General features: G+C 73.1%; 21 protein-coding genes and 1 tRNA gene. 14 read left to right on the top strand and 8 right to left on the bottom strand.

Annotated features, from left to right (window positions below; translation table 11 throughout):
• Nucleotides 1-267: WGR domain-containing protein (locus ACFP3V_RS04950; protein ID WP_380580110.1), on the bottom strand; the 267-nt coding region annotated here is incomplete at its 3' end.
• A gap of 257 nt (nt 268-524) precedes the next feature.
• Between ACFP3V_RS04950 and ACFP3V_RS04955 the strand changes: the two genes are divergently transcribed.
• Together ACFP3V_RS04955 and ACFP3V_RS04960 are read left to right on the top strand one after the other, a co-directional pair.
• Entirely contained in the window at nt 525-2,279 is a 1,755-nt protein-coding gene (locus tag ACFP3V_RS04955; RefSeq protein WP_380580248.1) for a SpoIIE family protein phosphatase, read from the top strand.
• Nucleotides 2,280-2,467: 188 nt separating this feature from the next.
• Nucleotides 2,468-3,646, top strand: a complete 1,179-nt coding sequence (locus ACFP3V_RS04960; RefSeq protein ID WP_380580113.1) for an endo-1,4-beta-xylanase — start codon at nt 2,468-2,470, stop codon at nt 3,644-3,646.
• 62 nt (nt 3,647-3,708) lie between these two features.
• Here the strand turns inward: ACFP3V_RS04960 and ACFP3V_RS04965 are convergent, their stop codons facing one another.
• Both ACFP3V_RS04965 and ACFP3V_RS04970 read right to left on the bottom strand, forming a co-directional pair.
• Nucleotides 3,709-4,833 (bottom strand): alpha/beta hydrolase, encoded by a 1,125-nt coding sequence (locus ACFP3V_RS04965; protein WP_380580115.1) that lies wholly within the window; start codon nt 4,831-4,833, stop codon nt 3,709-3,711.
• Between the two features lie 9 nt (nt 4,834-4,842).
• Nucleotides 4,843-5,928 carry an alpha/beta hydrolase gene (locus tag ACFP3V_RS04970; protein WP_380580117.1) on the bottom strand — a complete coding sequence of 362 codons (1,086 nt, stop codon included), beginning with the start codon at nt 5,926-5,928 and terminating at the stop codon, nt 4,843-4,845.
• 447 nt (nt 5,929-6,375) lie between these two features.
• Between ACFP3V_RS04970 and ACFP3V_RS04975 the strand changes: the two genes are divergently transcribed.
• From ACFP3V_RS04975 to ACFP3V_RS04985, 3 genes are all read left to right on the top strand, one after another.
• A complete protein-coding gene (locus tag ACFP3V_RS04975) occupies nt 6,376-6,801 on the top strand; it encodes a hypothetical protein (protein WP_380580119.1) in 426 nt (141 codons plus the stop codon).
• A 104-nt stretch (nt 6,802-6,905) separates the two neighbouring features.
• Nucleotides 6,906-7,577 carry a class F sortase gene (locus ACFP3V_RS04980; RefSeq protein ID WP_380580121.1) on the top strand — a complete coding sequence of 224 codons (672 nt, stop codon included), beginning with the start codon at nt 6,906-6,908 and terminating at the stop codon, nt 7,575-7,577.
• Nucleotides 7,578-7,713: 136 nt separating this feature from the next.
• Complete coding sequence (locus ACFP3V_RS04985; RefSeq protein ID WP_380580123.1) at nt 7,714-9,018, top strand: threonine/serine exporter family protein; 1,305 nt, start codon at nt 7,714-7,716, stop codon at nt 9,016-9,018.
• Between the two features lie 58 nt (nt 9,019-9,076).
• Here the strand turns inward: ACFP3V_RS04985 and ACFP3V_RS04990 are convergent, their stop codons facing one another.
• Nucleotides 9,077-9,499: a hypothetical protein gene (locus ACFP3V_RS04990; RefSeq protein ID WP_380580125.1), complete on the bottom strand. Its 423-nt coding sequence runs from the start codon at nt 9,497-9,499 to the stop codon at nt 9,077-9,079.
• Nucleotides 9,500-9,703: 204 nt separating this feature from the next.
• Between ACFP3V_RS04990 and ACFP3V_RS04995 the strand changes: the two genes are divergently transcribed.
• On the top strand, nt 9,704-9,988 hold the full coding sequence (locus tag ACFP3V_RS04995) for a hypothetical protein (RefSeq protein ID WP_380580127.1): 285 nt from the start codon (nt 9,704-9,706) through the stop codon (nt 9,986-9,988).
• A gap of 147 nt (nt 9,989-10,135) precedes the next feature.
• A tRNA-Lys gene (locus ACFP3V_RS05000) sits at nt 10,136-10,209 on the top strand.
• A gap of 166 nt (nt 10,210-10,375) precedes the next feature.
• Here ACFP3V_RS05000 and ACFP3V_RS05005 read toward each other — a convergent pair.
• Nucleotides 10,376-12,601 carry a DEAD/DEAH box helicase gene (locus ACFP3V_RS05005; RefSeq protein ID WP_380580129.1) on the bottom strand — a complete coding sequence of 742 codons (2,226 nt, stop codon included), beginning with the start codon at nt 12,599-12,601 and terminating at the stop codon, nt 10,376-10,378.
• Between the two features lie 468 nt (nt 12,602-13,069).
• Here ACFP3V_RS05005 and ACFP3V_RS05010 point away from each other — a divergent pair, with 468 nt between their 5' ends.
• From ACFP3V_RS05010 to ACFP3V_RS05035, 6 genes are all read left to right on the top strand, one after another.
• Nucleotides 13,070-13,246, top strand: a complete 177-nt coding sequence (locus ACFP3V_RS05010) for a hypothetical protein (protein WP_380580131.1) — start codon at nt 13,070-13,072, stop codon at nt 13,244-13,246.
• Complete coding sequence (locus tag ACFP3V_RS05015; RefSeq protein WP_380580133.1) at nt 13,243-14,673, top strand: glycosyltransferase; 1,431 nt, start codon at nt 13,243-13,245, stop codon at nt 14,671-14,673. Before ACFP3V_RS05010 ends, ACFP3V_RS05015 begins: the two co-directional genes overlap by 4 nt.
• A gap of 192 nt (nt 14,674-14,865) precedes the next feature.
• Complete coding sequence (locus ACFP3V_RS05020; protein ID WP_380580250.1) at nt 14,866-15,939, top strand: LLM class flavin-dependent oxidoreductase; 1,074 nt, start codon at nt 14,866-14,868, stop codon at nt 15,937-15,939.
• A gap of 5 nt (nt 15,940-15,944) precedes the next feature.
• Nucleotides 15,945-16,886, top strand: coding sequence for a 1-aminocyclopropane-1-carboxylate deaminase/D-cysteine desulfhydrase (locus ACFP3V_RS05025; RefSeq protein ID WP_380580135.1), 942 nt, complete (start codon nt 15,945-15,947; stop codon nt 16,884-16,886).
• Nucleotides 16,887-17,060: 174 nt separating this feature from the next.
• On the top strand, nt 17,061-18,248 hold the full coding sequence (locus ACFP3V_RS05030) for a carbohydrate-binding protein (protein ID WP_380580252.1): 1,188 nt from the start codon (nt 17,061-17,063) through the stop codon (nt 18,246-18,248).
• A gap of 462 nt (nt 18,249-18,710) precedes the next feature.
• Nucleotides 18,711-20,252 (top strand): hypothetical protein, encoded by a 1,542-nt coding sequence (locus ACFP3V_RS05035; RefSeq protein ID WP_380580137.1) that lies wholly within the window; start codon nt 18,711-18,713, stop codon nt 20,250-20,252.
• Nucleotides 20,253-20,277: 25 nt separating this feature from the next.
• Here the strand turns inward: ACFP3V_RS05035 and ACFP3V_RS05040 are convergent, their stop codons facing one another.
• Both ACFP3V_RS05040 and ACFP3V_RS05045 read right to left on the bottom strand, forming a co-directional pair.
• Nucleotides 20,278-20,478, bottom strand: coding sequence for an acyl-CoA carboxylase subunit epsilon (locus tag ACFP3V_RS05040; RefSeq protein WP_380580139.1), 201 nt, complete (start codon nt 20,476-20,478; stop codon nt 20,278-20,280).
• Nucleotides 20,479-20,510: 32 nt separating this feature from the next.
• Nucleotides 20,511-22,094, bottom strand: coding sequence for an acyl-CoA carboxylase subunit beta (locus tag ACFP3V_RS05045; RefSeq protein WP_380580141.1), 1,584 nt, complete (start codon nt 22,092-22,094; stop codon nt 20,511-20,513).
• A 263-nt stretch (nt 22,095-22,357) separates the two neighbouring features.
• On the opposite strand from ACFP3V_RS05045, the gene ACFP3V_RS05050 reads away from it, so the two are divergent.
• A complete protein-coding gene (locus ACFP3V_RS05050) occupies nt 22,358-23,092 on the top strand; it encodes a hypothetical protein (protein WP_380580143.1) in 735 nt (244 codons plus the stop codon).
• On the opposite strand, the gene ACFP3V_RS05055 is transcribed toward ACFP3V_RS05050, so the two are convergent.
• The gene (locus ACFP3V_RS05055) at nt 23,055-24,659 is read right to left on the bottom strand and encodes an ABC-F family ATP-binding cassette domain-containing protein (RefSeq protein ID WP_380580145.1); all 1,605 of its coding nucleotides are present in this window, start codon (nt 24,657-24,659) and stop codon (nt 23,055-23,057) included. The two genes, ACFP3V_RS05050 and ACFP3V_RS05055, sit on opposite strands and share 38 nt — an antisense overlap.
• Between the last annotated feature and the right edge of the window lie 302 nt (nt 24,660-24,961).

The following is a 24,961-nucleotide window of genomic DNA, read 5'->3' on the forward strand; positions in this document are numbered from 1 at the left end:
CTGCGCCTGGCCGGCACCGCCCGGCACGGGGGCGGTCTCGGCCGACGCCGCAGCTCCCGGGGCGCCGGCCTGCCGGTAGCCCTTCCGCTCCTTCTCGGCGACGAGCCTGCCGAAGTGGGCCTCCGCCGCCTCTGCCGACGCCAGCTCCTTGACCTGCTCCCGCCCGTCGGTCCCGATCCGGCCGTAGCGGACCCGCACGCTCGCGCCCTCGACGGCCGCCTCCCAGAACTTGGCCGACCCGTCCCCCACGTACTCCCACCGCCGCACAGCTGCTCCTCGCGCGCAAACCCACCCCGCCGGCCGTATCGCGGCCGGTCCTTGATCAGTGAGCGTCACCCTAGCCACCGCCTCTGACAGCGCCGGAAGGGGCCCTTCCGGCCCCAGGTTTGGGCGTGCGGTCGGCCAGGGCAGTGGTCAAGGTTGACCCATGGCTCCGGGCGGGAGGAGGGCTCCACGTGGACACGCCGCTGCTGACCGTGCGCGGACTCTCCAAGCGCTTCGGCGCCGTGCAGGCCCTGGCGGGCGTGAACCTGGAGATCCGCGCCGGAGAGGTGGTGTCCCTGGTCGGGGACAACGGCGCCGGCAAGAGCACGCTGGTCAAGGCGCTGTGCGGGGTGAGTCCGCCGGACACCGCCCTCATCGAGTGGCAGGGCGCCCCCGTCACCATCCCGACCCCGCAGGAGGCCCGCCGGCTCGGCATCGCGGCGGTCCACCAGGACCTGATGCTCTGCGACAACCTCGACGTCGTGCAGAACCTCTTCCTCGGGCGGGAACTGCGCCGGTTCGGGGTCCTGCTGGAGACGGAGATGGAGCGGCGGTCGGAGGCCCTGCTCGCCTCGCTGTCGATCCGCATCCCCTATCTGCGCCGCCCGGTCGCCTCCCTCTCCGGCGGGCAGCGCCAGTCGCTGGCGATCGCCCGGGCCGTCCTGGACCAGCCCCGCATCCTGATCCTGGACGAGCCCACGGCCGCGCTGGGGGCCGACCAGACGGCGCGGGTGCTCGCGCTCATCGACCAGCTGCGCCGCACCGGGATCAGCGTCCTGATGGTCAGCCACAACCTGGAGGAGGTGCGCTCCGTCTCGGACCGCGTGGTGGTGCTGCGCCTCGGGCGCAACGCGGGCCTGTTCGAGGTCCGCTACAGCACCGAGGAGCAGATCGCCGCGGCCGCCACCGGCACCGACGCCCTCGCGGTCGCGCTGCAGCGCCGGCTGCTGCCGCGCGGCCTGCCCGAGCAGGACGCCCTCGAGGTCGCCCACCGCTACCTGCCCTGCCAGGCTGCCGTGGGCGGGGACTGGTTCGACGTCATCCCGCTGCCCGGGGCGCGCGTCGCCCTCGTCGTCGGCGACGTCGTCGGCCACGGCCTGCACGCCGCCGCCACGATGGGGCGGCTGCGCACCGCCGTGCAGAACTTCTCCTCCCTGGACCTGGCCCCCGACGAGTTGCTGGCGCGGCTGGACGAACTGGTCTGCCGCATCGACGACGTCGAGGCGGCGACCGGCGGCGAGCCCCCGATCATCGGCGCGACCTGCCTGTACGCCGTCTACGACCCGGTGTCGGGCACCTGCGAACTCGCCCGGGCGGGTCACCTGCCGCCCGCGCTGGTCCACCCTGACGGCAGCGTGGACTTCCTCGAGCTGCCGCCCGGTCCGCCCCTGGGCCTGGGTGACGCTCCGTTCCGCTCGGAGAGCTTCCGGCTGGAGGAGGGAAGCCGGCTCGTGCTCTACACCGACGGCCTGGTCGAGCACTACGACGCGGACATCGAGCTCGGGCTCGACCTCCTCGCGGAGGCCGCCTCCCGTCCGGGCGCCTCGCCCGCGGAGTCCTGCGACGCGGTCCTGGAGGCCCTGCTCCCGGTCCAGCCGCCCGACGACGTGACCCTGCTGATCGCCGCGACCCGGCGGCTGGCGCCCGGGAGCGTCGTGGAGTGGAGCGTCCCGGCGTCCGCGGAGGCGGTGGGCGGCATCCGCGAGGCCGCGGGCAAGCAGCTGGCGCAGTGGCACCTGGAACCGCTGTCCTTCAGCACCGAACTGATCCTGAGCGAGCTGCTCACCAACGCGATCCGGCACGGCGGAGAACCGATCCGGGTCCGGCTGATCCGCAGCCGGAACCTGGTCTGCGAGGTGTACGACGCCAGTTCCACCTCGCCGCACCTGCGCTACGCGGAGAGCACGGACGAGGGCGGCCGCGGGCTGTTCATCGTGGCCCAACTGTCCGCCCGCTGGGGGACCCGTTACACCGAAAGAGGAAAGGTCATCTGGGCCGAGCTGCCCAGGATCTGAGTCGGGATCAGCCGACAGAAACTTTCGAACGCACGGGCCCCGGCCGTCATTCCGCTGTGCATGCATCTTGACGCGCCTGTCGCGGCAGCCCTACGGTCCCCACCAGCCGCAGGCTATCGGTCTTCACCTCGAAACTTTCGAGCTCGGAGGCCGCAGCCCGCGGAAGGGACATCCATGGAGGAGTCGAAATGAAACTGCGTCCGCTGCACCTGCTGGCCGCCGCCGCACTGACCGCCGGGCTCGTCACCGCGCCCGCCGCGGTCGCGGCCGCCGACGGGAACGCCACCGCCTCCGTGCCGGCAGACTCCCTGCGCGCGCTGGGCGCCCAGGAGGGCCTGCGCGTCGGCACCGCCGTCGACATGGCGCAGCTGGGCACGAACCAGGCCTACACCCAGCTCGTCGCCGACCAGTTCTCCGTCGTGACGCCGGAGAACGTGATGAAGTGGGACTCGGTCGAGCCGAGCCGCGGCACCTACAACTGGCAACCCGCCGACCAGCTCGTGCAGTTCGCCCAGCAGCACAAGCAACTGGTGCGCGGCCACACGCTGATGTGGCACAACCAGATCCCCTCCTGGCTCACCAGCGGGGTCGCCGACGGCAGCATCAGCAACGCCCAGCTCCGCGAGATCCTGCACCAGCACGTCACCGACGAGGTCGGCCACTTCCGCGGCAAGATCTGGCAGTGGGACGTGGCCAACGAGCTGATCGCCAACTCCTGGGACAGCCACCCGCTCGCCGACGGCGTCAACGGGGACGACTTCTGGGTGCAGCACCTGGGCGAGGGCATCATCGCCGACGTCTTCCGCTGGGCCCACGAGGCCGACCCGAAGGCGCTGCTGATGTACAACGACTACAACATCGCCGGCGAGGACGGCACCAACGCCAAGTTCCAGGCGGTCTACGACCTGGTCAAGCGGCTGCGCGCGCAGGGCGTCCCGATCGACGGCGTCGGCGAGCAGGGCCACCTCGACACGCAGTACGGCTTCGACGCCCAGCGCTTCCAGGCGGACCTGCAGGCCTTCGGCGACCTTGGCCTCAAGGTCGCGGTCACCGAGGCGGACGTGCGCACCTTCGTCGACAACGCCACCGACCAGGTCCCCACCTCCCAGCTGGCCCAGTTCGCCCAGCCGGAGGAGTTCTCCGAGATGCTGAAGGGCTGCCAACTGGTCCGCCAGTGCATCTCGTTCACCGCGTGGGGCGTCTACGACGGCGACTCCTGGATCCCCGGCACCTTCGGCGGTGAGGGCTACGGCCTGCTCTACGACGTGAAGCTGCAGCCGAAGCCCGCGTACTTCGCGCTCCAGCAGGACCTGGAGCTGGGCGCAGGCGCTCCGCACCGCACGGGCCTCGGCGCCGGGCGGGAGTGACACGCCCGTCCCACCTCCCGCGGCCCGGTCCCGGATCCTGGATCCGGGACCGGGCCGCGGGCTCATCGCGGGCCTGCGCGCAGTTGGTTGGCGGTCCAGACGAGAGCCGTGGGCAGCTCCCGGCTCCAGGTGTCGAAGTTGTGGCCCCCGCTGGGCAGGAACAGCGACGCCACGTTGAGCGGCGGTCGGGCCGCGGCGATGAACGCCCGGGTGGCCCGGTAGTCGGCCTCACCGCTGTGGCTGCTGGCGACCAGGACGGAGACCGGCGGCATCGGCAGGTTGCGCAACCGCCACAGCAGATCGGCCTGTCGGCGCAGCCGGGCGTCGCCGTGGAACAGGTCGCCGGTGGTGGCGTCCGTGCGGACGGCGTAGTCGCCGGAGAGGGAGGCGGCGGCCGTGTAGGCGCCGGCGTCGCGCATGGCCAGGGCGAGCGCGCAGTACCCGCCGGTGGAGTACCCGAGCACTCCCCAGCTGCGGGCCGAGGTGCCGACGCGGTAGCGGGCGGCGATCGCCCGGCGCAGGTCCTGGGCGAGGAAGGTGCGGGCCTGCGGGCCCCCCGGGACGTCCTGGCATTCGGTGTCGCGGGGAAGCGCGACCGAGGGCCGGGTGAGCACCAGGACGGCCGGCTGCATCTGCTTGCGGTAGATCGCCTGGGCCGCCACGGTGTGCACCTTCATCCGGCTGATCAGGTTCTGTGGCGATCCGGGGTAGCCGGTCAGCACCACGACCGTGGGGAAGGTGCGGTGGGCGTAGCCGGGTTGGAAGTACTGGGGCGGCAGGTAGACGTAGGCGGACTGCACGATGCCGGTGCGGCCCCCGAGGATCGTCACCTGCTGGACCACGCCGCCGGAGCCGCCGGGAGGAACGTTCTTGAGCATGAGCGGCACCGGTTTGGCGCCGAGTATCCGGACCGGCTCGTGCGCGGACGCGTGGGCGTTGAACTCGATGCCGCCGCGGTCGGTGCCCAGCAGGTCGCCCCAGGAGCTGTAGAACCCGCCCCAGTCGTTGGTGGCCAGCGCGACGGCGGACAGCGTGAGCGCCTGCCCCAGCAGCAGCACGACCGATCTGCCCAGCAGCGCACGCCAGTTGCGCCCGGCGAGCCGCGGCCACAGCCAGACCGTCGCCACGACGGCGGCCAACGCCAGGACGGCCGCCAGGAGTTCGAGCTTGCGGCTGGTCAGACCCATGCCTGCCCCTCACCGGGCCGGGGTCGGGCCCTGGAGGTGGCTGCTGATCCATTCGACCGGTCCGTCCGCCATGGCCGGTACGTAGGTGTACGCGTTGTGCCGCCCGCCGGGGATGACATGGAGCTGGGTGTGGACCGGCCCCTTGCCGTAGGCGGCGACGAAGTCCCTGATCGCCGCGACGGTGGCCCGGTTCTCCCGGCTGCCCACCTGGAAGGCCAGGTAGACGTCCGGACCGCCGCGGGCGATCAGCGCACGGGCGAGCGCCCGGGGGTCGTTCTGCCGCTGCTCGCTCTCGTGGCCGCGCCACAGCGGGGAGTCGGGGACGATGTCCGGTCCCGAGGCGAGGACGGCCTTGAACCGGCCGGGGAACTGCAGCACCGCCTTGAGCCCGGCGAACCCCCCGCTGGAGGAGCCCAGGAAGGCCCAGCCGTCCCGGGAGTCGAGGGTGCGGAAGTTGGCGCGCATCAGGTCGGGGACGTCCTGGGTGAGCCAGGTGCCCATCCGGGGCTGCCCCGGGATGTCGCTGCCGTCCCAGTACAGGCCGCCCTTGTCGGTGGCGGGGTTGAGCACCGGCATCGCGAGCAGGAAGGGCTTGCTGCGCCCCTGGGCGTACCAGCGGCCGATGCTCTCCTCGAGCCGCAGGCTCGGGTCGGCCCAGTAGTTGTCCGGGAAGCCGGGACCGCCGGGGAGCGCGATCAGCACCGGGAAGCCGCTGCGGGCGAAGCGCGGGTCGAAGTACGCCTTGGGCGCCCAGACCCAGACCCGGCCGGTGAAGCCGGACATGGGCCCGCGGTAGGTCACCACCCCGATGTGCGTCCCGTCGTCGAGGCGGTGCGCGACCCGGAAGTCGGCCCACGGGCCGGACGGCAGGCGCGTGCCGCTCGGCGCGGCGTCGACGTGGTCTCCGCTCCCGGCGCCGGAGGCGTCCGGAGCCGTCCGCCCGAAGTCCAGTCGCGCCCCCTGGTCGCTGAACGGCCAGATCTCGTAGTGCCGCAGCACCGGCATCGCGGCGGTGACGGCGAGCGCCAGGCCGAGCAGGGAGCTGAGCAGGACGACGAGCCGCCGTCTGCTGCGGCGGGCGGGACGGCGGGGCACGGGCTCTCCTCGGGGTGCGGGGGCGGCGGCGACGGGCTCGTCCGATGCGCCCTGACTGATCGTCAGTCGCCCCCGCTCCGACTGCCAGCCGGAGCGCGCGATGCCCCACCAATGGAGCAATGCGGCGAGCGCGCCCGGGGACGCGGCCAAGTACCGGATTCGGCAATGGACTTGAGCCGACCCCCGACGGCCGCACGGGCCTCGGGTCCGTCCGTTGGGGCATCCGGGTACGCGTCCGCTGGGCTGATCGGATGAATGCCGCCCTTGCTTTGAGACACCAAGGAAACCCCTCCGACCTGCAGGAATGTCAGCCAGGGCCGCCCCAGTCGACAGGGGAGGTTCCTCCGTTCCGGGGTGCGGGGGCCACGAACGGTCCCTTGCATGGGTGCTGCACCCCGGGTCAGCTGCGGGAACCGAACACCGCACCCGGGCAGTGGAGGATCATCCATGCGTTCCATACACGCCCTTGTGGGTTCCGCCGTCGTCGGCGCGAGCGTCCTGCTCGCCGTCCCCGCCCACGCGGCCGGCGACACCACCGCCGCCTGCGCGCAGGCGGTCACCGCCGCGAACAAGGCGGAGGCCGCGTACCAGGCGGCGCTCGCTTCCTACAAGCAGGAACTGGCCGCCGGCGGTCACCCCGGTACGGCCGAGCAGTCCAACCTGGAGTCGCTCAAGAACGCCGCCAACCTGGCGACTTCGGACGCAGCCCGGATCTGCCCGGTCACGCCGAGCGGCACCGTGCACACCGGCGCGGGCAGCACCAGCGAAGGCGTGAACACCGCCGGCCTCGCGGCGGGCGTCGCGGTCATCGCCGCGGCCGGCGCGACCGGCGCGCTGGTGATCAGCCGCCGCCGCGCCGCCGGCCGGTCCTGACCGTCCGGCTTCGGTGACGAACCCGGCTCCGCTCCCGCGCACCGGCGCAGGGGCGGAGCTCCTCCTCGAAGGATGCCGAGAGCCCAGTGGACAGAAGAGCCGAGATGCGCGCAGCGCAGCCCCCGCCCGGCGGCCGCCGCGGGGTGCTGGACGTGGTGTTCGGGGTGATGCTGGCCGTACTGCTGGGCACCATCCTGATCGCCCATGGCTGGAAGCACTACAACCCGCCTCCCCAGCCGGACGCCGCCCAGGCGCTCAACGCCCCGACTCCCGCGCACGACCGGGTGCTTGAGGCAGCCGCGACCCCCCTTCCGCCGGCCGTCCCCACACGCGTCCGGATCCCGGCCATCGGCGTCAGCACCCCGCTCGTCGGCCTCGGGCTGCTCCGGGACGGCCACCTGGCCGCCCCGCCCGACAACGACCGGAACCTGGCCGGCTGGTACCGCGCCGGTACCTCTCCCGGCGCGGTCGGCACCGCGATCATCGCGGGCCACGTCGACACGGCACACGGCCCGGCCGCGTTCTACGACCTGGGCGCGCTGAAGAAGGGGCGCCTCATCGACATCGACCGCGCGGACCACACCACGGCGGTCTTCACCGTCGACGCCGTCGAGGCCTACACCGCCAAGGACTTCCCCGACGCCAGGGTCTACGGCGCCGCCGCCCGGCCCGAGTTGCGTCTGATCACCTGCGGCGCAGGCTTCGACCGCGAGCACCGGCAGTACCTCGGCAACGTCGTCGTCTACGCCCACCTCAGCTCCTGGACGCACAGCTGACCCGTCCCCCTGACCTGGGCGCCGGCAGCGCGGCCGCCCGACACGTCGCGCCGCGGCGAGCACCCGTCCTCCCGGTCGGCGAGGGGCGCAACCGGTATAACCAGGGCCATGCATATCGGTACTTTCCGGACAGCCCATGCAAGGTGAGCTCCCCGGCCCGGGTATCGGCTTCTCGACGGACGGCGACCCGCAGGGCCCGCACGGACAGCTGGCCGCGTTCCTGGCCCGACTGACCTGGCTGCAGCTGACCTGCAGCGGGGAGGGCGCGGAGGACATCGAGGGAGCCGTCGTGGACGCCGCACGGCACCTGGGCGGGGACGCCTCCGTGCTCGTGGTGCCCGACGGAGCGACCCTGACCGTCGTCTCCCACGCCCGGAGCACCACCGTCGGCGTGCGAGGGTTCCCGGAGATTTTCCGCATGGACCAACTTGCGGCTCTCAAGGAGCTCTTGGCGAGGATCGCCCGCGGCGAGGCGGAGGTCCGGGAGGCCGACCACCGGCTGTCCGCCATCATCGACAGCCCGCCGCCCTACCCCTGGTGGCTGAAGCTCGTGGGCATCGTGCTCTTCTCGGTCGGCTTCGCGCCGCTCATCCAGGCCACCTGGTACGAGGTGGGCACGACCGCGCTGAGCGCATGCGTGACCGCCGTCCTGGCCGTCGGGGCGACGCGGGTGCCCCGGCTCGAGAAGGTGCTGCCCCTGGCCGCCTCCGCCGCCGTGTCACTGCTGACCCTGGAGGTCTTCGCCGACGACCCGGCCCACGGCGGACCGGTCCTGCTGATGCTGCCCGCCCTGTTCTACGTCATTCCGGGCGACTACCTGAGCGCCGCCTCGGCCGAACTGGCCGCCGGATACATCACCACCGGGGCCGTCCGCATCGTCTACGCCACCTTCCTGCTGGTCCAGCTGTACCTCGGGGTGCTGGTCGGTCTGACCGTCTCGGGACGGGAGCCACGCGTCCTGTTCGACACCAGTGCGCCGGCGGACCTGCCGCCCTGGGCACTGTGGGTCAGCTGGGTTCCGTTCACCCTCGGCACGGTCCTCGCCTTCGCGATCCCGTGGCGGCTGCTGTGGCGCGTCCTCGTGCTGGTCTACGTCACCGTGGCAGTACAGGTGCTGACGACCCATCAGATCGGAGAACTGGGCGCGACCTTCGTGGCCGCCGTCGCCCTGGGGGCCGCCTCCACCTGGTCGGCGCGCCGCCCGGACCAGCCGCCCCGCGTCGTGCTGCTGCTCCCCGGGTTCTTCGCACTGACCGCAGGCTCGCTCGGCGTGCGCGGCCTGACCGCCCTCAGCGGCGGCTACGCCGCCCAGGGCTACCGGGACCTGTCCGAGATGGTGGCGGTCGTGACCGCCGTCGCGCTGGGCATCTTCCTCGGAACCGTCGCCACCCAGCCCTCGGCCGAGCGACGGGAGGGCGTGGTCGCGCAGCGCGCCGAATAGACCGACGCCCAGCCGGTGGACCGATCGCCGGCCGGTGGACCGATCGCCGGCCGGTGGGTCAGAGCACCGCGAGATCGAAGTCCTCGTCGCACCTTCGGCCCGAGGCGCTGACGATGCGCACGCTCACCGTCCGCGTGCCGTCGCCGCACCCCGCCCCGGTCCGGGTGCTGACCTGAGCCCGCGTCAGCTCGTCCCCGGCCGCGGGCACCACCATGAGCACGGAGTGCGTCAGGTCCGCGTAGGGGTTGGCGATGTGGACGCAGTACACACCCACCCCGACCCGACGGGCTCCGTCGATCCCCCGGGCCACCAGCAGGCTGCCGTCCGCTCTGACGTGGCCCGCCGCCCAGACCCGCAGCGGCGCCTGCGGCGCAGGGTCCCCGCCTTCGACGCCCGCCGCCAGCCCCGCCACCCCCGCGACGACGGCGGCCGCCACCGCTGCCCGCCACGCCAGATCCCATGACCGCGCCCGCATCGTCATCCCGGGACCGTACCCAGCACGGGAGGCGGCCTTCCGCCGCCTCTGCCCAGGACCGCTCGTTCGGCGGCCCAGCCCCGGCGCAACCGGTCGCCCGGTCGCCGGTCGTGCCGCGGGCCGCAGGGCCGGGCGGCGACCCGAGCGGCGTGCCTGCATCCCTTCGCGGGTAGCCGCCCGGCGAACGGCCGACGGCAGCGGGAGGACGACATGGGCGAGGGGCACATCAGCTACCGGCCCGAACGGCGGGATCAGGGCGACGGCGACCCGGGCCGCTGGTACGGGCCCGTCGCCCTGGTGTTCGCCGGGACCTTCGCGGCGGCCGCCCTGGTGTTCGTCGTCTTCGCCGCCGCGACCAGGTCCCACGTGGAGACGACGACCTACTACGCGGCGGCGGCTCTCCTGTTCGTCCTGCTGACGGTCGGCACCCTCCGGGAGCGGGCGAGGGCCCGCCGGGGGGAGAGCGAGAAGCGCCGGCAGGACGGCCCGGGCTGAACCCCTCGACCTCCCGGCCGCCGACGCCGGGCCCCTGCGCGGGAGGGCCGCCGCTCGAAGCCGACGGTGGTCGGAAGCACCCCCGCAGGTCAGGTAGTATTTCCGTCGTGCCCAGGCGAGGGGGGAACCCCGAGCCGAGACACACCGGCGCCGCTAGCTCAGTTGGTTAGAGCAGCTGACTCTTAATCAGCGGGTCCGGGGTTCGAGTCCCTGGCGGCGCACCCAAGTTGACGTGGGCCTTCTCCGACGACCGGAGAAGGCCCACGTCGTTTCCATCCCCCTGCGCCGCCCGGCCCACCGCGGAACTTCCACTCCGCGCCGTTGCCCGGACGGCGCCGGAAGGGCCTGCCGGGCGCCTGTCGATCCGCCCGGCCGCGTCGTTCCGGCTCAGCCGAGCCTGGCGGCCGCGAGCCGCAACTGCTCCTCCTCGACGATCTGCCGCGCCAGGGACTGGTCCGACACGTCGAGAGCCTCGGGGCTGGTCTCCGCGGCCTCGCTGCGGCGGGCGTACGCGTCGAAGAGCCGCTGCTTGCGCCCGAGCAGGGCGAGCAGACGCTGGTCGACACTGTCCGGGGTGAGCAGCCGGTGCACGCGGACGCGCCGGGTCTGGCCCATCCGGTGGGCGCGGGCGATCGCCTGCTCCTCCAGTGCGGGCTTGACCTGCGGCTCGCACAGCACGACGACGTTCGCCGCCTGCAGGTTCAGCCCGACGCCGCCGGCCTGGATCTGCGCGAGCAGCACCGCCGGCCCGCTGTGCGCCGTGAAGTCGTCCACCACGTCCTGGCGGGCACCCGCCCCGGTGCTGCCGGAGACCGGCCCGAAGACCGCGAGGCCGGGGACCTGGCCGAGCGCGACGGCCACGCCGCCCAGGACCTCCCGGTAGAAGGAGAACACCAGCACCTTCTCCCCCGCCTGCGCGGCCTCCGCGGCGAGCTCGACCAGCCGCCGCAGCTTGGCCGACTTCTCCGGGCGGGCGTAGGCCGCGCGGCGCATCGCCTGGAAGTTCCCCGACAGCACCGCCTCCCGGTAGGCCTCCTCGTCGGAGGCGGTGAACTCCTGCCAGTCGTCGGTGTGCACCGCCTCGGGCAGCTCGGTCAGCACGTCGTCCTGGTTGCGCCGCAGGTACGCCGGCGCCACGGCCCGGCGGAACCCGGCGGCTCCGGCGGCTCCGGCGGCTCCGGCGACCGCATCCAAGTCCCGTACCTCGGGCAGGAGTTCAGGCTGAAGGTAACCGAGCAGCGCACGGAACTCGCCGACCCGGTTCTCCATCGGCGTGCCGGACAGGAACAGCACCCGCTCGCAGCGGTCCGTCAACTCCCGCACGCTCCGCGAGCGTTGGGCTTCGGGGTTCTTGACGTAGTGGGCCTCGTCGACCACCAGCATGGCGACCGGCACCGCCGCCGCATCGAGGCGCCGCAGCCCCTCGAAGGTGGTGACGGCGACACCGCCCAGGCGACGCCAGGCGTCGGCCTCCGTCGCCCGCTCCCCGCCGTGCAGCCGGAACGCGTGGAGGCCGGTCCGCGACGCGGTCTCGCGCAGCCAGTTCACCAGCACGCTCGCAGGGCACACCACCAGGAAGTGCTGCCCCTCCCCCACCGCGGCCAGGTGCGCGAGGGCCGCCAGCGCCTGGACGGTCTTGCCCAGCCCCATCTCGTCGCCGAGCACCACCCTCCTGCGGGCCAGCGCGTACCGGGCGCCGAACGCCTGGTACCCGCGCAGCGACACCCGCAGCAGCGACGTGTCCAGCCCCTGCCGGTGGACCTCCGCCGCCAGCCCCTCCGGCAGATGCCCTTCCGCCGACGCCCGGTCCTGCGGCCCGAGCTCGGCCAACTGGCCCAGGACGGTGTAGAACTCGGCCGCGCGGGTGCTGAACTCCAGCCAGGCGTAGTCGACGCTGCCGGGACCGCGCAGCAGATCGGCCTGCGCCTGCGCGAACGCCTCCGTGAGACCCTCGTCGGCGGCGGCCCGCAGCACGTCCCCGAGCTGCTCCGACGCCGCCAGCGCCGCCTCACGCCGCTCCCGCCGCGTCAGCAACAACCGCAGCCCGCCGCGCGCCGGGCGGGCAGCCGCGAGCAGCGGCTCCAGCACGCCGACGCTCTCCTCGGCCCGCGCCCGCGCCGCTGCCAGTCCGGGACCGGCCGCCACCAGCGGGTACAGCTCCAGCACGAGCGCGGTCGCCGCGTCGGACCGGTCGTCCGGGTCGATCCGGACCGCCGTGTTCTCCCGTGCCGCCCGCGCGAGTTGGGCCGCCGCCGCCTTCGCCTGCTCGGCGCTGGTCCGCCCGACCCCTGGCACCCGCAGCAGCTCGTAGACCTCGGCCCGGTGGACCCGGCCGACCGTCACGAACCCCGCCGCCTCCAGCGGCGCCACCCGCAGCCGGCCCTCGGTGACGTCCCGCAGCCGCGCGACCGGCATCGCGTCCAGCGCCCGGCCCACCGCCTCGCCGCGGAGCGCGGCCGCGTACCCGCGCACGCGCTCGACCGCCTGCCCGTGCCCGGCGCGCACGCGCTCGGCGTCAGCGAGCAGCACCGCCCCGCGCTGCCACAGTGCCCTGCGCTCCCCGCCCCGCCCCACCGGCCCTCCTCCGCCCACGCCCGCAACGAACCGGTCCATGGTCCCAGCCGCCACGGACAGCGTGGACCGTCGCCGAGGGAAGCGAAGGGGAGACGAACCGGCCCGCTGCGTCCGCGCCGAGCGTCTGCGTCTACGGGTCGGTGTGCGGCTGGACACCTTGGAACGGGTGGGGGCAGCCGTCCGCCCGCGGGCTCCCCGGCCACGGGGAAGGTGGGTCGGCGCTCCGGAGTTCCGAGCCGCTCCGAACGGTGATCACGCGCGCGAGCGGTGCGCCCGGCCGGACGGCGCCGACTCCGCGCAGCCCGGCGGGCCTGCGTGGGCGTCACTTGCGCGGCCACCGACATCGCGGTTCGACCGGGCGGGACGCGGTTCTGGCCGCGCCGGTTCCGGAGTTGTTCGCCTTTCAGCCCAAACAGCGATCTTTCATCACCAAATCATCACAGACCCGGGATCCCCACGAACCACCTGAAACCATCAACCCACATTCCACTTACCGGGGGGACACCCGTGAACTACTTCGGCAACAAGGGCCAGTTGGCCGCCACCGGGGCAGGCACCATCACCATCGCCGGCATCGCCTTCAACCAGCTCGCACTCCTCGGAGTCGCCGCGGGCATCGTCATCGCCGGCGCCGTTCTCGTCCGCCTCACCTGGCGGCGCGGCAAGAGCGTCGGAGACCAGTGAGGAGCGCCCTCACCGCGAGCAGGCGGACCATCCGCCTGCTCGCGGTCGCCGGAATCTCGGTCGCGGCGCTCGCCGGGTGGACCTTCCGCCACATCGCCTCCACGATCGCCACCTGGCAGGGCCACGGCGGTCGCTTCGCCACCATCTACACCCTCGCCTTCGTGCTCCTGGTCTGGCAGGTCTGCCTGTACTCCCTGGAGCGCCCCAAGAAGGTGACGCCCCGCCAGCAACGGCAGCTCGACGAGCTCCGCGTCGTCATCCCCGTACCCGCCTACAACGAGGACCCCGGCTACCTGAAGGCCTGCCTGGAGTCGATCCTGGGCCAGACCCGCCTGCCGCAGTGGGTCTACGTCGTCGACGACGGCTCCAGCGTCGACTACACCGACGTCCGCACCTGGTTCGTCGAAGCCGCGGCAGGCGCCGGCGTGCGCGCGTCGTGGGAGCGGACCGCCAACGGCGGCAAGCGCCACGCCCAGGGACACGTGGTCCGGGCGACGTCCTGGTACGCCGACGTGTACGTCACCATCGACTCGGACGCGAACCTGGCACCCGACGCGATCGACGAACTCCTCAAGCCCCTGGCCGCCGGTGACGTCCAGTCGGTGGCCGGCATCGTCCTGGCGGGCAACAACCGCGGCCCCGGTCGGCCGCGTGTCCCGCAGGGAACCCGCGTGGGCGGGCGGGTGAAAGCCGCCGTGGGCTGGTGGGCCTCCCAACTCCTGTGCCGGGCAACGGACCTGTGGTTCGTCACCGGCCAACTGGTCGACCGCTCGGCGGCCTCGACCATGGGCGCGGTGCTCGTGAACTCGGGCGTCCTCGCCGCCTACCGGGCCGACCTGGTCGTGGACAACCTCGACGGTTATCTCAACGAGACGTTCTTCGGCCGCCGGGTCGAGTTCTCCGACGACTCCATGCTGACGATCTACGCGCTGCAGCGCGGCCGCGCCGTCCAGCAGCCGTCCGCGTTCGCGTTCACCGCGATGCCGGAGAACCTCAGCCACCACCTGCGGCAGTTCACCCGGTGGATGCGCGGGGCGTGGATCCGCTCGTGGTGGCGCTTCAAGTACCTGCCGCTGAAGCACTACGCGTACTGGGGGCACCTGATCGGGTGGATCCAGATGGCGCTGTCGACGGTGATCTTCTCGCTGTTGTTCGTGGTCTGGCCGGTGGCGTCGCAGTCGTTCGATCCGACGCTGCTGCTGATCCCCGTGATCGTCGGCTACGGGCAGTCGCTGCGGTACCTGTCGTTCCGGCGGAGCGACGAGCGGCTGCGGTCGCAGCTGCTGACGTTCGCGCTGGCGCCGGTCGCGGTCCTGTGGGCGTTCTTCGTGCTGCGGGTGGTGCGCTGGTACGCCATCGCGACCTGTCTGCGGACAGGCTGGGGGACGCGGACGGCAGGGGTCGAGGTGGCGCTCGGCGAGAGCTGACGCGACCGGGGCACGCGAGGCCCGCTGGGAGCCGCTCGCGGGAATGGTCCGGCCGGGTCCGCAGTTGCCCCTCGTTGAGTGCCACTGCAGGACGCCACCCAGCGAGGAGAAGCAGCCGTGTCCGAAGGAGCGAGTCCCGTCGAGCCGGAGACCGGGCGAAAGGCCGGGGGCGGCCTGGCCGGTACGGGGGCCGTGCCGGCCCTCGCCGAGCAGATTCCCGGCCGGGTGCGGGGGAGCGCCGAGGGGCCGCTGTCGGTGCTGGACCTGGCGACCGTCGGGGCCGGGTACACGCCGACGCAGGCGCTGCGGGCGTCCACCGAGCTGGCCCGCACCGCCGAGCGCCTCGGGTACCACCGCTACTGGGTGGCCGAGCACCACGGCATGCCGGGGGTGGCCAGCTCCTCCCCCGCCGTGCTGATCGCGCATCTCGCCGCCGCCACGCGCACCATCCGCCTCGGGTCCGGCGGCGTGATGCTGCCCAACCACGCCCCACTCGTCATCGCCGAGCAGTTCGGTACGCTGCACGCCCTGCACCCGGGACGCATCGACCTCGGGCTCGGCCGCGCGCCGGGCACCGATCCGGCCACCGCCCGGGCGCTGCGCCGCGGCGAGGGACTGGAGACGGCGGACGACTTCCCGCTCCAGCTCAGCGAGTTGACGCGGTTCCTGGACGACGACTTCCCGGCCGGCCACCCCTACGAGCGGCTCAAGGCCATCCCGGGCGAGGCGAGCGTCCCGGGCTCCGGGCGGCCGCCGGTCTGGCTGCTGGGGTCGAGCGGGTTCAGCGCCCAGCTCGCCGGACGGCTCGGGCTGCCCTTCGCCTTCGCGCACCACTTCAGCGCCCAGAACACCGTCCCCGCCCTGGAGTTGTACCGGGACTCGTTCCGCCCGTCCGCCGTCCTCGACGCGCCCTACAGCCTGATCGGGGTGGGCACGGTCGCCGCGGACAGCGAGCGGGAGGCGCGCCGGCTCGCGATGTCCGGGGCGCTGTCGATGCTGCGGCTGCGCCGCGGCCGTCCGGGGCTGATCCCCACGCCCGAGGAGGCCGAGGCCCACCCCTACACCGAACTCGAACGGGACTTCGTCGACGCCTGGCTCGCCAACGTCGTCCTCGGCACCAAGGACCAGGTCCGCTCCGGGCTGCAGGAGCTGCGCAAGCGGACGGGCGCGGACGAGCTGATGGTGACCGGGCACGTGCACGGCATCGAGGCGAAGCAGCGGTCCATCGAGCTGATCGCGGAGGCCTGGGGGCTGGTCGACGGGTGACCGGCGTGCCGGAGACGACGCCGCCCGAACCGGCCCCACCGCCCACGCCGCTGCAGGAGGCGGCGGACCCGGTGCTCGGCGCGGCCGGGGTGCGGCTGCTGCTCAAGCGGGACGACCTGCTGCACCCGCCCGTGTCGGGAAGCAAGTGGCGCAAGCTCGGGCCGAATCTGGAGCAGGCGCGCCGACGGGGCCTCGGCACCCTGCTCACCTTCGGCGGCGCCTGGTCCAACCACCTCCGCGCCGCGGCGGCCGCGGGCCGCGAGGCGGGGCTGCGCACGGTCGGCGTGGTGCGCGGGGACGAGCTGCGCGGACGTCCGCTCAATCCGTCGCTCGCCCAAGCCGCCGCCGACGGCATGGAGTTGGAGTTCCTGGACCGCGCGAGCTGGCGGCGGCGCACGGAGCCGGACGTGCTCGGCCCGCTGCTGCGCCGCTACGGGCCGGCCTGGGTGGTGCCCGAGGGCGGCAGCAACGCGCCGGGGGTGCGCGGCTGCGCGACGCTGGGGCGCGAACTGGCGGCCGAACCGGTCGAGGTCGTGTGCTGCTCCGTCGGGACCGGAGGGGTGCTGGCGGGCCTCGCCGCGGGACTCGCCCCGCGCCAACGCGCGCTGGGGATTGCGGCGTTGGCGCACGTGCCACTGGCGGTGGAGACCGAGGAGCTCCAACACCGGGCCTGGGGCGGCCGTCGCGGGAGCTGGCGGATCGAAACGGGCTTCGCCCGCCGCGGTTACGGCCGCACCGACCCCGAACTGCTGTACGCCGTAGACGAGTTCGCCCGCACGAACGGCGTCGTCCTGGACCCGTGCTACGAGGGCAAGGCCCTGCTGGCCGTGCGCGCGCTCGCCGAACAAGGGGAATTCGCCCGAGGGACCACGACTGTGCTGGTCGTGGCCGGATCAGGGACGCCGGGAGTCGAGTGGTCTAGCCCAAGGTCCAGACCAATCCCTTGACGGGACAGGAACATGTCGTCACTCTGGACCCACCGGGGCACCCCCACAGCGCCCCGGGCCGGGACTTCCGGACCCGCACACCCCCCACAACTCCCGCAGGAGTGACCCGTGTTCAAGAAGCTTGCGGTGCTGGCGGGCGCCGGCGCGCTCGCCGCGACCGGCGTGGTCGCCTCGATGGGCGGCTCCGCCCAGGCCGCGTCCACAGCCGCGCTGAGCAGCAACTGGTATGCCGCGGCGCCCTACCTGATGCCGCTGGACAACAACCCGCCGAACCCGACCGACGTCATGGCGGCCACCGGCCTCAAGGCCTTCCAGCTGGCGTTCGTCCTCGCCCCCAACGGCGGCGGGTGCAGCCCGACCTGGGGCGGCACCAGCGCGGTGTCCTCCGACACCGCGGTCGCCGCCACGATCAACTCCATCCGCGCGGCGGGTGGCGACGTGTCCGTCTCCATCGGCGGCTACGGCGGCACCAAGCTCGGCCAGACCTGCGGCACCCCGGCCGCCACCGCCGCCGCCTACCAGCAGGTGATCGACAAGTACGGGCTGCACGCCATGGACTTCGACCTGGAGGAGCCCGAGTACGAGAACACCGCCGCGGTGGCCAACGAGGTCGGCGCCGCCCAGATCCTGCAGCGCAACAACCCCGGCCTGTACATCTCGATCACCACGGCCGGCACCACCTCGGGCACCGGCTGGTTCGGCCAGCAGATGCTCAACCAGGCCAAGTCGGACGGTTTCACGCCGGACAACTTCTCGATCATGCCCTTCGACGGCGGCTTCAGCGGCGCGGCCTCGCAGATCTCCGCGCTCCAGCAGTTCAACACTATCCTGATGAACACCTTCGGCTGGACCTCGGCGCAGGCCTACGCCCACGAGGGCATCTCGATGATGAACGGCCGCAGCGACAGCGGCGAGTACTTCTACCAGTCCGACTTCCAGTCCGTGCTGGACTTCGCGACCAGCCACGGTCTGGCCCGCTACACCAACTGGTCGGTCAACCGCGACCGCCAGTGCACCCCGCCGGACAACAACGGCCAGACCTCCGGCGTCTGCAGCAGCGTGCCGCAGGCGGCCTGGGACTTCACCAAGTACAGCGTGAGGTTCGCCGGGGCCACGCCGCCGGTGAGCAGCAGCCCGACCCCCTCGGCCAGCGCCACCAGCGCCAGCCCGAGCGCGTCGGCCAGCCCGACCGGCGGCACCGGCGGCAGCTGCTCCGGCGTCGCGGCCTGGAGCTCGACCACGGCCTACAACGGCGGTGCGGTGGTCAGCTACAACGGCCACAAGTGGACCGCCAAGTGGTGGACCTACGGCGACATCCCGGGCGGCGCCGCCGGTGTCTGGACGGACAACGGCGCCTGCTGATCCCCCGATCGCACCACCTGCCCCACGAACGCCCCCCCCCCNCCCGGCCGCCCGGCCGGGGGCGTTTCCGCGCGACGCGGGATGCTGCGGCAGGGACGGACCGGCGACGCCCGCGCCCGTCCTGACAGCGCGTCAATCCACCAGACGTCCGACGGGCAACTCGTTCCGGTGCTCGGCCGACCGGCCGGCCACCGGGCCCGGACCGGTCGGCGGAGGCATCCACGTCGGCGGCCCCGACACCGGACGGAACGCCTCGGCGAGCGGAGCGGGACCGCCGACCGGTACGAATCGCCTGCTCAGCCGGACGTTCGCACCGTCTGCCGGTTCACCGCGGGCCACCCGCCCGCCGAAACCGGACCCGCGGATGAACAGCCGCGAACCGATGGGTGTGAAGGCGCTGAGATCCTTATGAACATGCCTATACGCGGATGTGGGCCCGCGCATCGCGTGTAACCATGGCTCGTGACCACTCGCCCTCTGCGGCGGCCCCTGAGCCCCGCGGCCGACGAGCCCGGCCGTACCGTCCAGCAGTCCGCACCACCGCCGCGCACGCTGCCGACCAGGCTCCTCCCCGCCGTCCCCGCCCTGCTCGCACTGCTCATGGGACTGTGGCACCTGACCACGCCGGGCATGTGGCGCGACGAGGCGGCGAGCTTCTCTGCCGCGCAACGCTCCCTCCCCGACCTGTGGACGCTGACCGCGCACGTGGACGCGGTGCACGGCCTCTACTACCTGCTCCTGCACCTGGAGTTCGCGGTCACCGGACCCGGCGTGCTCGCGCTGCGACTCCCCTCGGTGCTCGCCGGGGCAGCCACCGCCGCCCTGCTCACCGCCGTCGCGGCGCGCGTCGGCAACCGGCGCGCGGCCCTGTTCGCAGGCCTGTACTGGGCGGTTCTGCCGCAGGTGAGCCGCTACCTCCAGGAGGGGCGCTCCTACTCGATGGTCTCGCTCGGCGTGACCGCCGCCGCCTGGTTCCTGATCCGGCGTCAATGGGTGCGCTACGCGGTCGCCTTGGCCTTGGCCGTGGCCCTCAACCTGCTGGCCGGGCTCAGCCTCGCCGCCTTCGCCGCCGCGCTGCTGCTCTGGCGCCGCCAGGGCGCCGCCGACGGTCGCGCCCTGCTGCGCGCGGCGGTCGCCTCCGGCGCGGCCCTGCTGGTCGGCGCGGCCCCGGTGCTGTGGCGGGCACACAGCGAGAGCGCCGTGCTCTACTGGATCCCCCGGCCGGACTTCCCCGCCGTCCGCCAGCTGGCCGCCGACATGGCCGGCAGCGGGGCCATGGCGATCCCGGTGCTGCTGCTCCTGGCGTACGGCGCCTGGTCCGCGCTGCGCCGTCGGGAGCGCGAACTGGCGGCCCTGGCGCTGCCCTTGGCGCTGCTGCCGCCGCTGCTGCTGCTCGCCGTGTCCTGGCTGGACAAGCCGATGTACGTCGAGCGCTACATCCTCTACTGCTTCGTCGGCGTCGCCTGGCTGGTGGGGCTGGGGCTGGACGCCGCCGTCCGCAGGCTGCCGTCCCCGGCGGCGCTCGCGGTGGGACTGGTCTTCGTCGTGCTGACCGCCTCCCTGGGCCTCGCCGAGCAGCGCCACATCCGCGGCGAGGACGGCCACGGGGACCCGCTGCAGCGGCTGGCCCGGGTGGTCCGCGACCACGCCCGTCCCGGCGACGCGGTGGTGTTCCTGCCGGACGACCGGCGCTACGCCGAGGAGGCCTACCCGGGCTACTTCCGCGACACCGCGGACGTCCTGCTGGCCGGCGACCCCGCCCGGCTCGGCCAGCTCCACGGCGCCAACGTGCCCGACAGCCGGATCGGGGCGCTGCTCGCCCACTACGACCGGGTCTGGGTGATCTGGGGCCGCCTCAACGAGGCGACCGTGGCCCCCACCAAGGCGAGCCTGGCGGCGATCCGCACCGAGGGGTTCCGGCTCCAGGACCGCTGGAGGATCACGTCCCGTCAGGACGTGATCCTCTATGTCCGCGCCCACCCCTCGCCGGAGCTGCGGGGCTGAGCCGCGCGGGTCCGGCGGGCGCCGGTCAGCGCCAGCTGACCGGGCTGCGGTAGCCGGCGGTGCGCTCCAGACGGCGCCAGCGGACCTGCGGCCGGGCGTGGCGGTGGCCGTGGGCGAACCGCGGCTCGGCGGCGGCCGCCGCGCGGACCATCAGCACGGCCGTGAGCGCGGCCAGCTCCTCGGCGTCCAGCTCGCCCTTGACGATCTGCACCAGGGGCTGAGTCATCGTGAACTCTCCTACGGGAAGGGCGTACTGGCTTACTGGGGCGGGTTGCCGTGCTTGCGCGCCGGCAGGTCCGCGTGCTTGGTGCGGAGCATGTGCAGCGAGCGGATCAGCACCTCGCGGGTCTCGGCGGGGTCGATCACGTCGTCGACCAGGCCGCGCTCGGCCGCGTAGTAGGGGTGCATCAGCTCGTCCTTGTACTCCTTGACCATGCGCGCACGCATCGCGTCGGGGTCGTCGGCGGCGGCGATCTGACGGCGGAAGATGACGTTGGCGGCACCCTCGGCGCCCATCACCGCGATCTCGTTGGTCGGCCAGGCGAAGGCCAGGTCCGCGCCCACGGAGCGCGAGTCCATGACGATGTACGCGCCGCCGTAGGCCTTGCGCAGCACCAGCGAGATGCGCGGCACGGTGGCGTTGCAGTACGCGTACAGCAGCTTGGCGCCGTGCCGGATGATGCCGCCGTGCTCCTGGTCCACGCCGGGCAGGAAGCCCGGCACGTCCAGCAGGGTGATCAGCGGGATGTTGAAGGCGTCGCACATCTGGACGAAGCGCGCGGCCTTCTCGGAGGCGTGGATGTCCAGGACGCCGGCCAGCGCCTGCGGCTGGTTCGCCACGATGCCCACGACCTGGCCGTCGAGCCGGGCCAGGGCCACGATCACGTTGGTCGCCCAGCGCTCGTGGACCTCCATGAACTGGCCGTCGTCGGCGATCTCCTCGATCACCCTGCGCATGTCGTAGGGGCGGTTTCCGTCGGCCGGGACCAGGTCCAGCAGCGACTCGCAGCGGCGGTCGATCGGGTCCTCGGTGGGCTCGACCGGCGGCGTCTCCCGGTTGTTCTGCGGGAGCAGCGAGAGCAGGAAGCGGACCTCCTCCAGGCAGGCGCGCTCGTCGTCGTAGGCGAAGTGCGCGACGCCGGAGACCTCGGCGTGCACGTCGGCGCCGCCCAGCCCGTTCTGCGAGATCTGCTCGCCGGTGACCGCCTTGACGACGTCCGGTCCGGTGATGAACATCTGCGAGGTCTCGCGGACCATGAACACGAAGTCGGTCAGCGCCGGGGAGTACGCCGCGCCGCCCGCGCACGGGCCGAGCATCACGCTGATCTGCGGGATGACGCCGGACGCCTTGGTGTTGCGCTGGAAGATGCCGCCGTAGCCGGCCAGGGCGGTGACGCCCTCCTGGATCCGCGCGCCGGCGCCGTCGTTGAGCGACACCAGCGGGGCACCGGCCGCGATGGCCATGTCCATGATCTTGTGGATCTTCTGCGCGTGGGCCTCGCCCAGCGCGCCGCCGAAGATCCGGAAGTCGTGCGCGTAGACGAAGACGGTCCGGCCGTGGACGGTGCCCCAACCGGTGATGACGCCGTCGGTGTAGGGCTTCTTCTCCTCCAGGCCGAAGCCCTGGGCGCGGTGCCGGCGCAGCGGCTCCACCTCGCTGAAGGAGCCCTCGTCCAGCAGCAGCTCGATCCGCTCACGGGCCGTCAGCTTGCCCTTGGCGTGCTGCGCTTCCGTCGCCTTGACGCTCGGTCCCGCCAGCACCTGCTCGCGGATCGCGTGCAACTCGGCGACGCGACCCCGGGCATCCCCGGCGGAGACGGTGTCCTCATGCAGGACGGTCATCTTGTTCGCACTCCAAAGTCCTCGGCGGAGCAGGCGTTCGTCCCGGTCTGTGGGGGGATTCCGCCTCGCTTATACGACCCTACGAGCCCGATCGGGCCGGAACGGGGGTTGACTCCGTACAAGACCTGAGGCGTTTCGCTGGTGGAGCTGAACAGGAGACAGCAGGGTCCGCGCAGGTGCCGAGGGTGTTGACCGGCATGGTTCGGCCAATGAGTTGTAAAGCTTTCATGCGGTCTTCACAAAGAGTCTCTAGGGTGCCGCCCATGACGACGACTCCCAGCACCAGCCCCAGCGGTCTTCCCCTGCCCCGTCCGCACCAGGACGAGGAGGCCGCCGACCAGGCCGAAGCGGTCGACACCGCCGAGGTCGCGGACGCCGAGGCGCCCGCGGACGAGCAGCGGACCGACGAGGCGAGGACCGCCGAGGCGGAGGCCGACGAGGCCGAGGCCGCGGACGCCGCCGAGGACACGCCCGCGGCCTGGACCCCACGGCCCAATGCCGTCAAGTCCCCCGAGGAGAAGGACCCCGAGGAGCTGACCGACGAGGAGCTGGAGGACCTCGCCTCCGGCGTCGCCGGCGGCCTGTCCAAGGGCGTGCTCGGCGGCGCGGCGGCGATCACCGCCGCCGCGCTCGGCCTCGCCTCGATCACCGGCACCTGGCTCAGCGAGACGATCTACCAGCGTCAGCAGCTGATCGGCTCGATCACCAGCAGTGGCAAGGCCGGCAAGGAGATCATCCAGGCCGAGTACCTCAACGCCTGGCACAAGGTCGCCGAGTTCAACGGCCTGTTCGCCGTCGCGGCCGTCGTCGTCGGCGCCCTGGTGCTGCTGGCCGGCCGCTTCCTCGCGCTGAAGGAGACCCCCAACTGGATCAAGGCCGTCTCCTGGGGCGCCATCGTCCTCGGCGTGATCGGCGGCGTCATCGCCCTGTTCATGTTCAACGACTGGTTCCTGCACACCATCACGGTTCCGGCGTCGACGTCGTCCACGACCGGCTGACGCCGATCTCCTCCAGGAAGCGCTGGTCGTGGCTCACCACGACCAGCGCGCCCCGGTAGTTGGCGAGCGCCGACGCCAACTGCCGGACGCCGGACAGGTCCAGATTGTTCGTCGGCTCGTCGAGCAGCAGCAGCTGCGGCGCGGGCTCGGCCAGCATCAGCGCGGCCAGCGCCGCGCGGAACCGCTCGCCGCCGGAGAGCGTGCCCACGGTCTGCTCCACCCGCGCGCCCCGGAACAGGAACCGGGCCAGCCGGGACCGGATCTGCTGGTCCGTCGCCTGCGGCGCGAAGCGCCGCACATTGGCCAGGATCGACAGCGCGTCGTCGAGGAAGTCCAGCCGCTGCGGCAGGTAGCGCAGCGGGACGGCCACGTCCATCGTCCCCTCCTCGGGTTCCAGCTCGCCCGCGAGCGTGCGCAGCAGCGTCGTCTTGCCGCTGCCGTTGGGGCCTGTCAGGGCCACCCGCTCCGGACCGCGCAGGTCCGCGTCGAAGACCAGGTCCGGCGCGGCGAAGCGGGTGCGCAGCCCGCGCAGGCTCAGCACGGTCCGTCCCTCGGGGACGGCGGTCGCGTCCAGGTCGACGCGGATCACGTCGTCCTCGCGCACCGCGAGCTCCGCCGCCGAGAGCCGCTCCCGGGCCTCGGCGACCTTCTCGCGGTGCTCGGTCTGCAGGCGGCCCGCCGACTGCTCGGCCCGGTTGCGCAGCGCATTGGCCATGATCTTGGGCATGCTGCCCTGCTGCTTGTCCGCGTAGCGGCGCCTGCGGGCCAACTTGACCTGCGTGTCGACCAGTTCCCGCCGCTGCCGCTTGAGGTCGGCCTCGGCCACCCGGACCGTCCGCTCGGCGGCCTCCTGCTCCTGCGCGACCAGCGCCTCGTAGACGCTGAATGGCCCGCCGAAGAGCCGCAGCTGACCGTCCCTCAGCTCGGCGGTGCGGTCCATCCGTTCGAGCAGCTCGCGGTCGTGGCTGACCACGACGAGGGCGCCGCGGAACTCCGCGACCGCTTCGTACAGGCGGCCCCGGGCGGCGGTGTCGAGGTTGTTGCTGGGCTCGTCGAGCAGCAGCACGTCCGGCCGGCGCAGCAGCTGGCCGACCAGGCCCAGCAGCACCGTCTCGCCGCCGGACAGCTCGCCCACCTGGCGGTCGAGGCCGACGGCCGCGAGCCCCACCCGGTCGAGCGCGGCGCGGGCCCGCTCCTCGACGTCCCAGTCCTCACCGACGGCGGCGAAGTTGGCCTCGGTGGCCTCGCCGCGCTCGATCGCGTGGAGGGCCCTTCGGGTGACGTCGATCCCCAGCGCGGCGTCGACCGGGGTGCCGGCCGCCAGGACCAGGTCCTGCGGCAGGTAGCCGACCCGCCCGCGTACGGTCACGGTCCCCGCCTCGGGCACCCGGACCCCGGCGAGGAGCTGCAGGAGGGTGGACTTGCCACTGCCGTTCGCCCCGATGAGCCCGGTCCGCCCGGGCCCGAGGGAGAGGTCGAGCCCGTGGAACAGGCGCTGCCCGCCCGGCCAGGAGTAGCCGAGGCCGACGGCGGAGAGGGAGACGGAGGGGGAAGAGGAAGGATGCATGAGGCGACTCCGTTGCGGTGCCTTGAGGATGAAGAGGGCAGCGGAGTGGAGCCATGCGAAGCGTGTGCGCGCGTGCCTGCCGCGAGAGCGCCGGAGCGGAACCGCCGGGCCGAGGGCCCTTAGCCGAGGCGTCGAGCAACGAAGACGCGGCACAGCGGGGTCGCTGCGCTTCGCGATGTCTCCGAGGCTCAGACGAGCAACGGCGTCTCCTGACGTGCGGGAACAGATGCGCCTACGACGGTAGGGCGCCAAGCCCCCGCGAAGCAAAGCCTTTTCCGCCCGCCTGTGCGCGGGCGGGGGGC

This window comes from Streptacidiphilus monticola (assembly GCF_042658505.1).
Taxonomy (GTDB): domain Bacteria; phylum Actinomycetota; class Actinomycetes; order Streptomycetales; family Streptomycetaceae; genus Streptacidiphilus; species Streptacidiphilus monticola.

What these genes read in the sequence shown, in the direction of transcription:
- ACFP3V_RS04960 (WP_380580113.1), top strand. Translation starts at nt 2,468, where the DNA reads ATGAAACTGCGTCCGCTGCACCTGCTGGCCGCCGCCGCACTGACCGCC.
- ACFP3V_RS04965 (WP_380580115.1), bottom strand. Translation starts at nt 4,833, where the DNA reads ATGGGTCTGACCAGCCGCAAGCTCGAACTCCTGGCGGCCGTCCTGGCG.
- ACFP3V_RS04975 (WP_380580119.1), top strand. Translation starts at nt 6,376, where the DNA reads ATGCGTTCCATACACGCCCTTGTGGGTTCCGCCGTCGTCGGCGCGAGC.
- ACFP3V_RS04980 (WP_380580121.1), top strand. Translation starts at nt 6,906, where the DNA reads ATGCGCGCAGCGCAGCCCCCGCCCGGCGGCCGCCGCGGGGTGCTGGAC.
- ACFP3V_RS04985 (WP_380580123.1), top strand. Translation starts at nt 7,714, where the DNA reads ATGCAAGGTGAGCTCCCCGGCCCGGGTATCGGCTTCTCGACGGACGGC.
- ACFP3V_RS04990 (WP_380580125.1), bottom strand. Translation starts at nt 9,499, where the DNA reads ATGACGATGCGGGCGCGGTCATGGGATCTGGCGTGGCGGGCAGCGGTG.
- ACFP3V_RS04995 (WP_380580127.1), top strand. Translation starts at nt 9,704, where the DNA reads ATGGGCGAGGGGCACATCAGCTACCGGCCCGAACGGCGGGATCAGGGC.
- ACFP3V_RS05005 (WP_380580129.1), bottom strand. Translation starts at nt 12,601, where the DNA reads ATGGACCGGTTCGTTGCGGGCGTGGGCGGAGGAGGGCCGGTGGGGCGG.
- ACFP3V_RS05030 (WP_380580252.1), top strand. Translation starts at nt 17,061, where the DNA reads ATGGGCGGCTCCGCCCAGGCCGCGTCCACAGCCGCGCTGAGCAGCAAC.
- ACFP3V_RS05040 (WP_380580139.1), bottom strand. Translation starts at nt 20,478, where the DNA reads ATGACTCAGCCCCTGGTGCAGATCGTCAAGGGCGAGCTGGACGCCGAG.
- ACFP3V_RS05045 (WP_380580141.1), bottom strand. Translation starts at nt 22,094, where the DNA reads ATGACCGTCCTGCATGAGGACACCGTCTCCGCCGGGGATGCCCGGGGT.
- ACFP3V_RS05050 (WP_380580143.1), top strand. Translation starts at nt 22,358, where the DNA reads ATGACGACGACTCCCAGCACCAGCCCCAGCGGTCTTCCCCTGCCCCGT.
- ACFP3V_RS05055 (WP_380580145.1), bottom strand. Translation starts at nt 24,659, where the DNA reads ATGCATCCTTCCTCTTCCCCCTCCGTCTCCCTCTCCGCCGTCGGCCTC.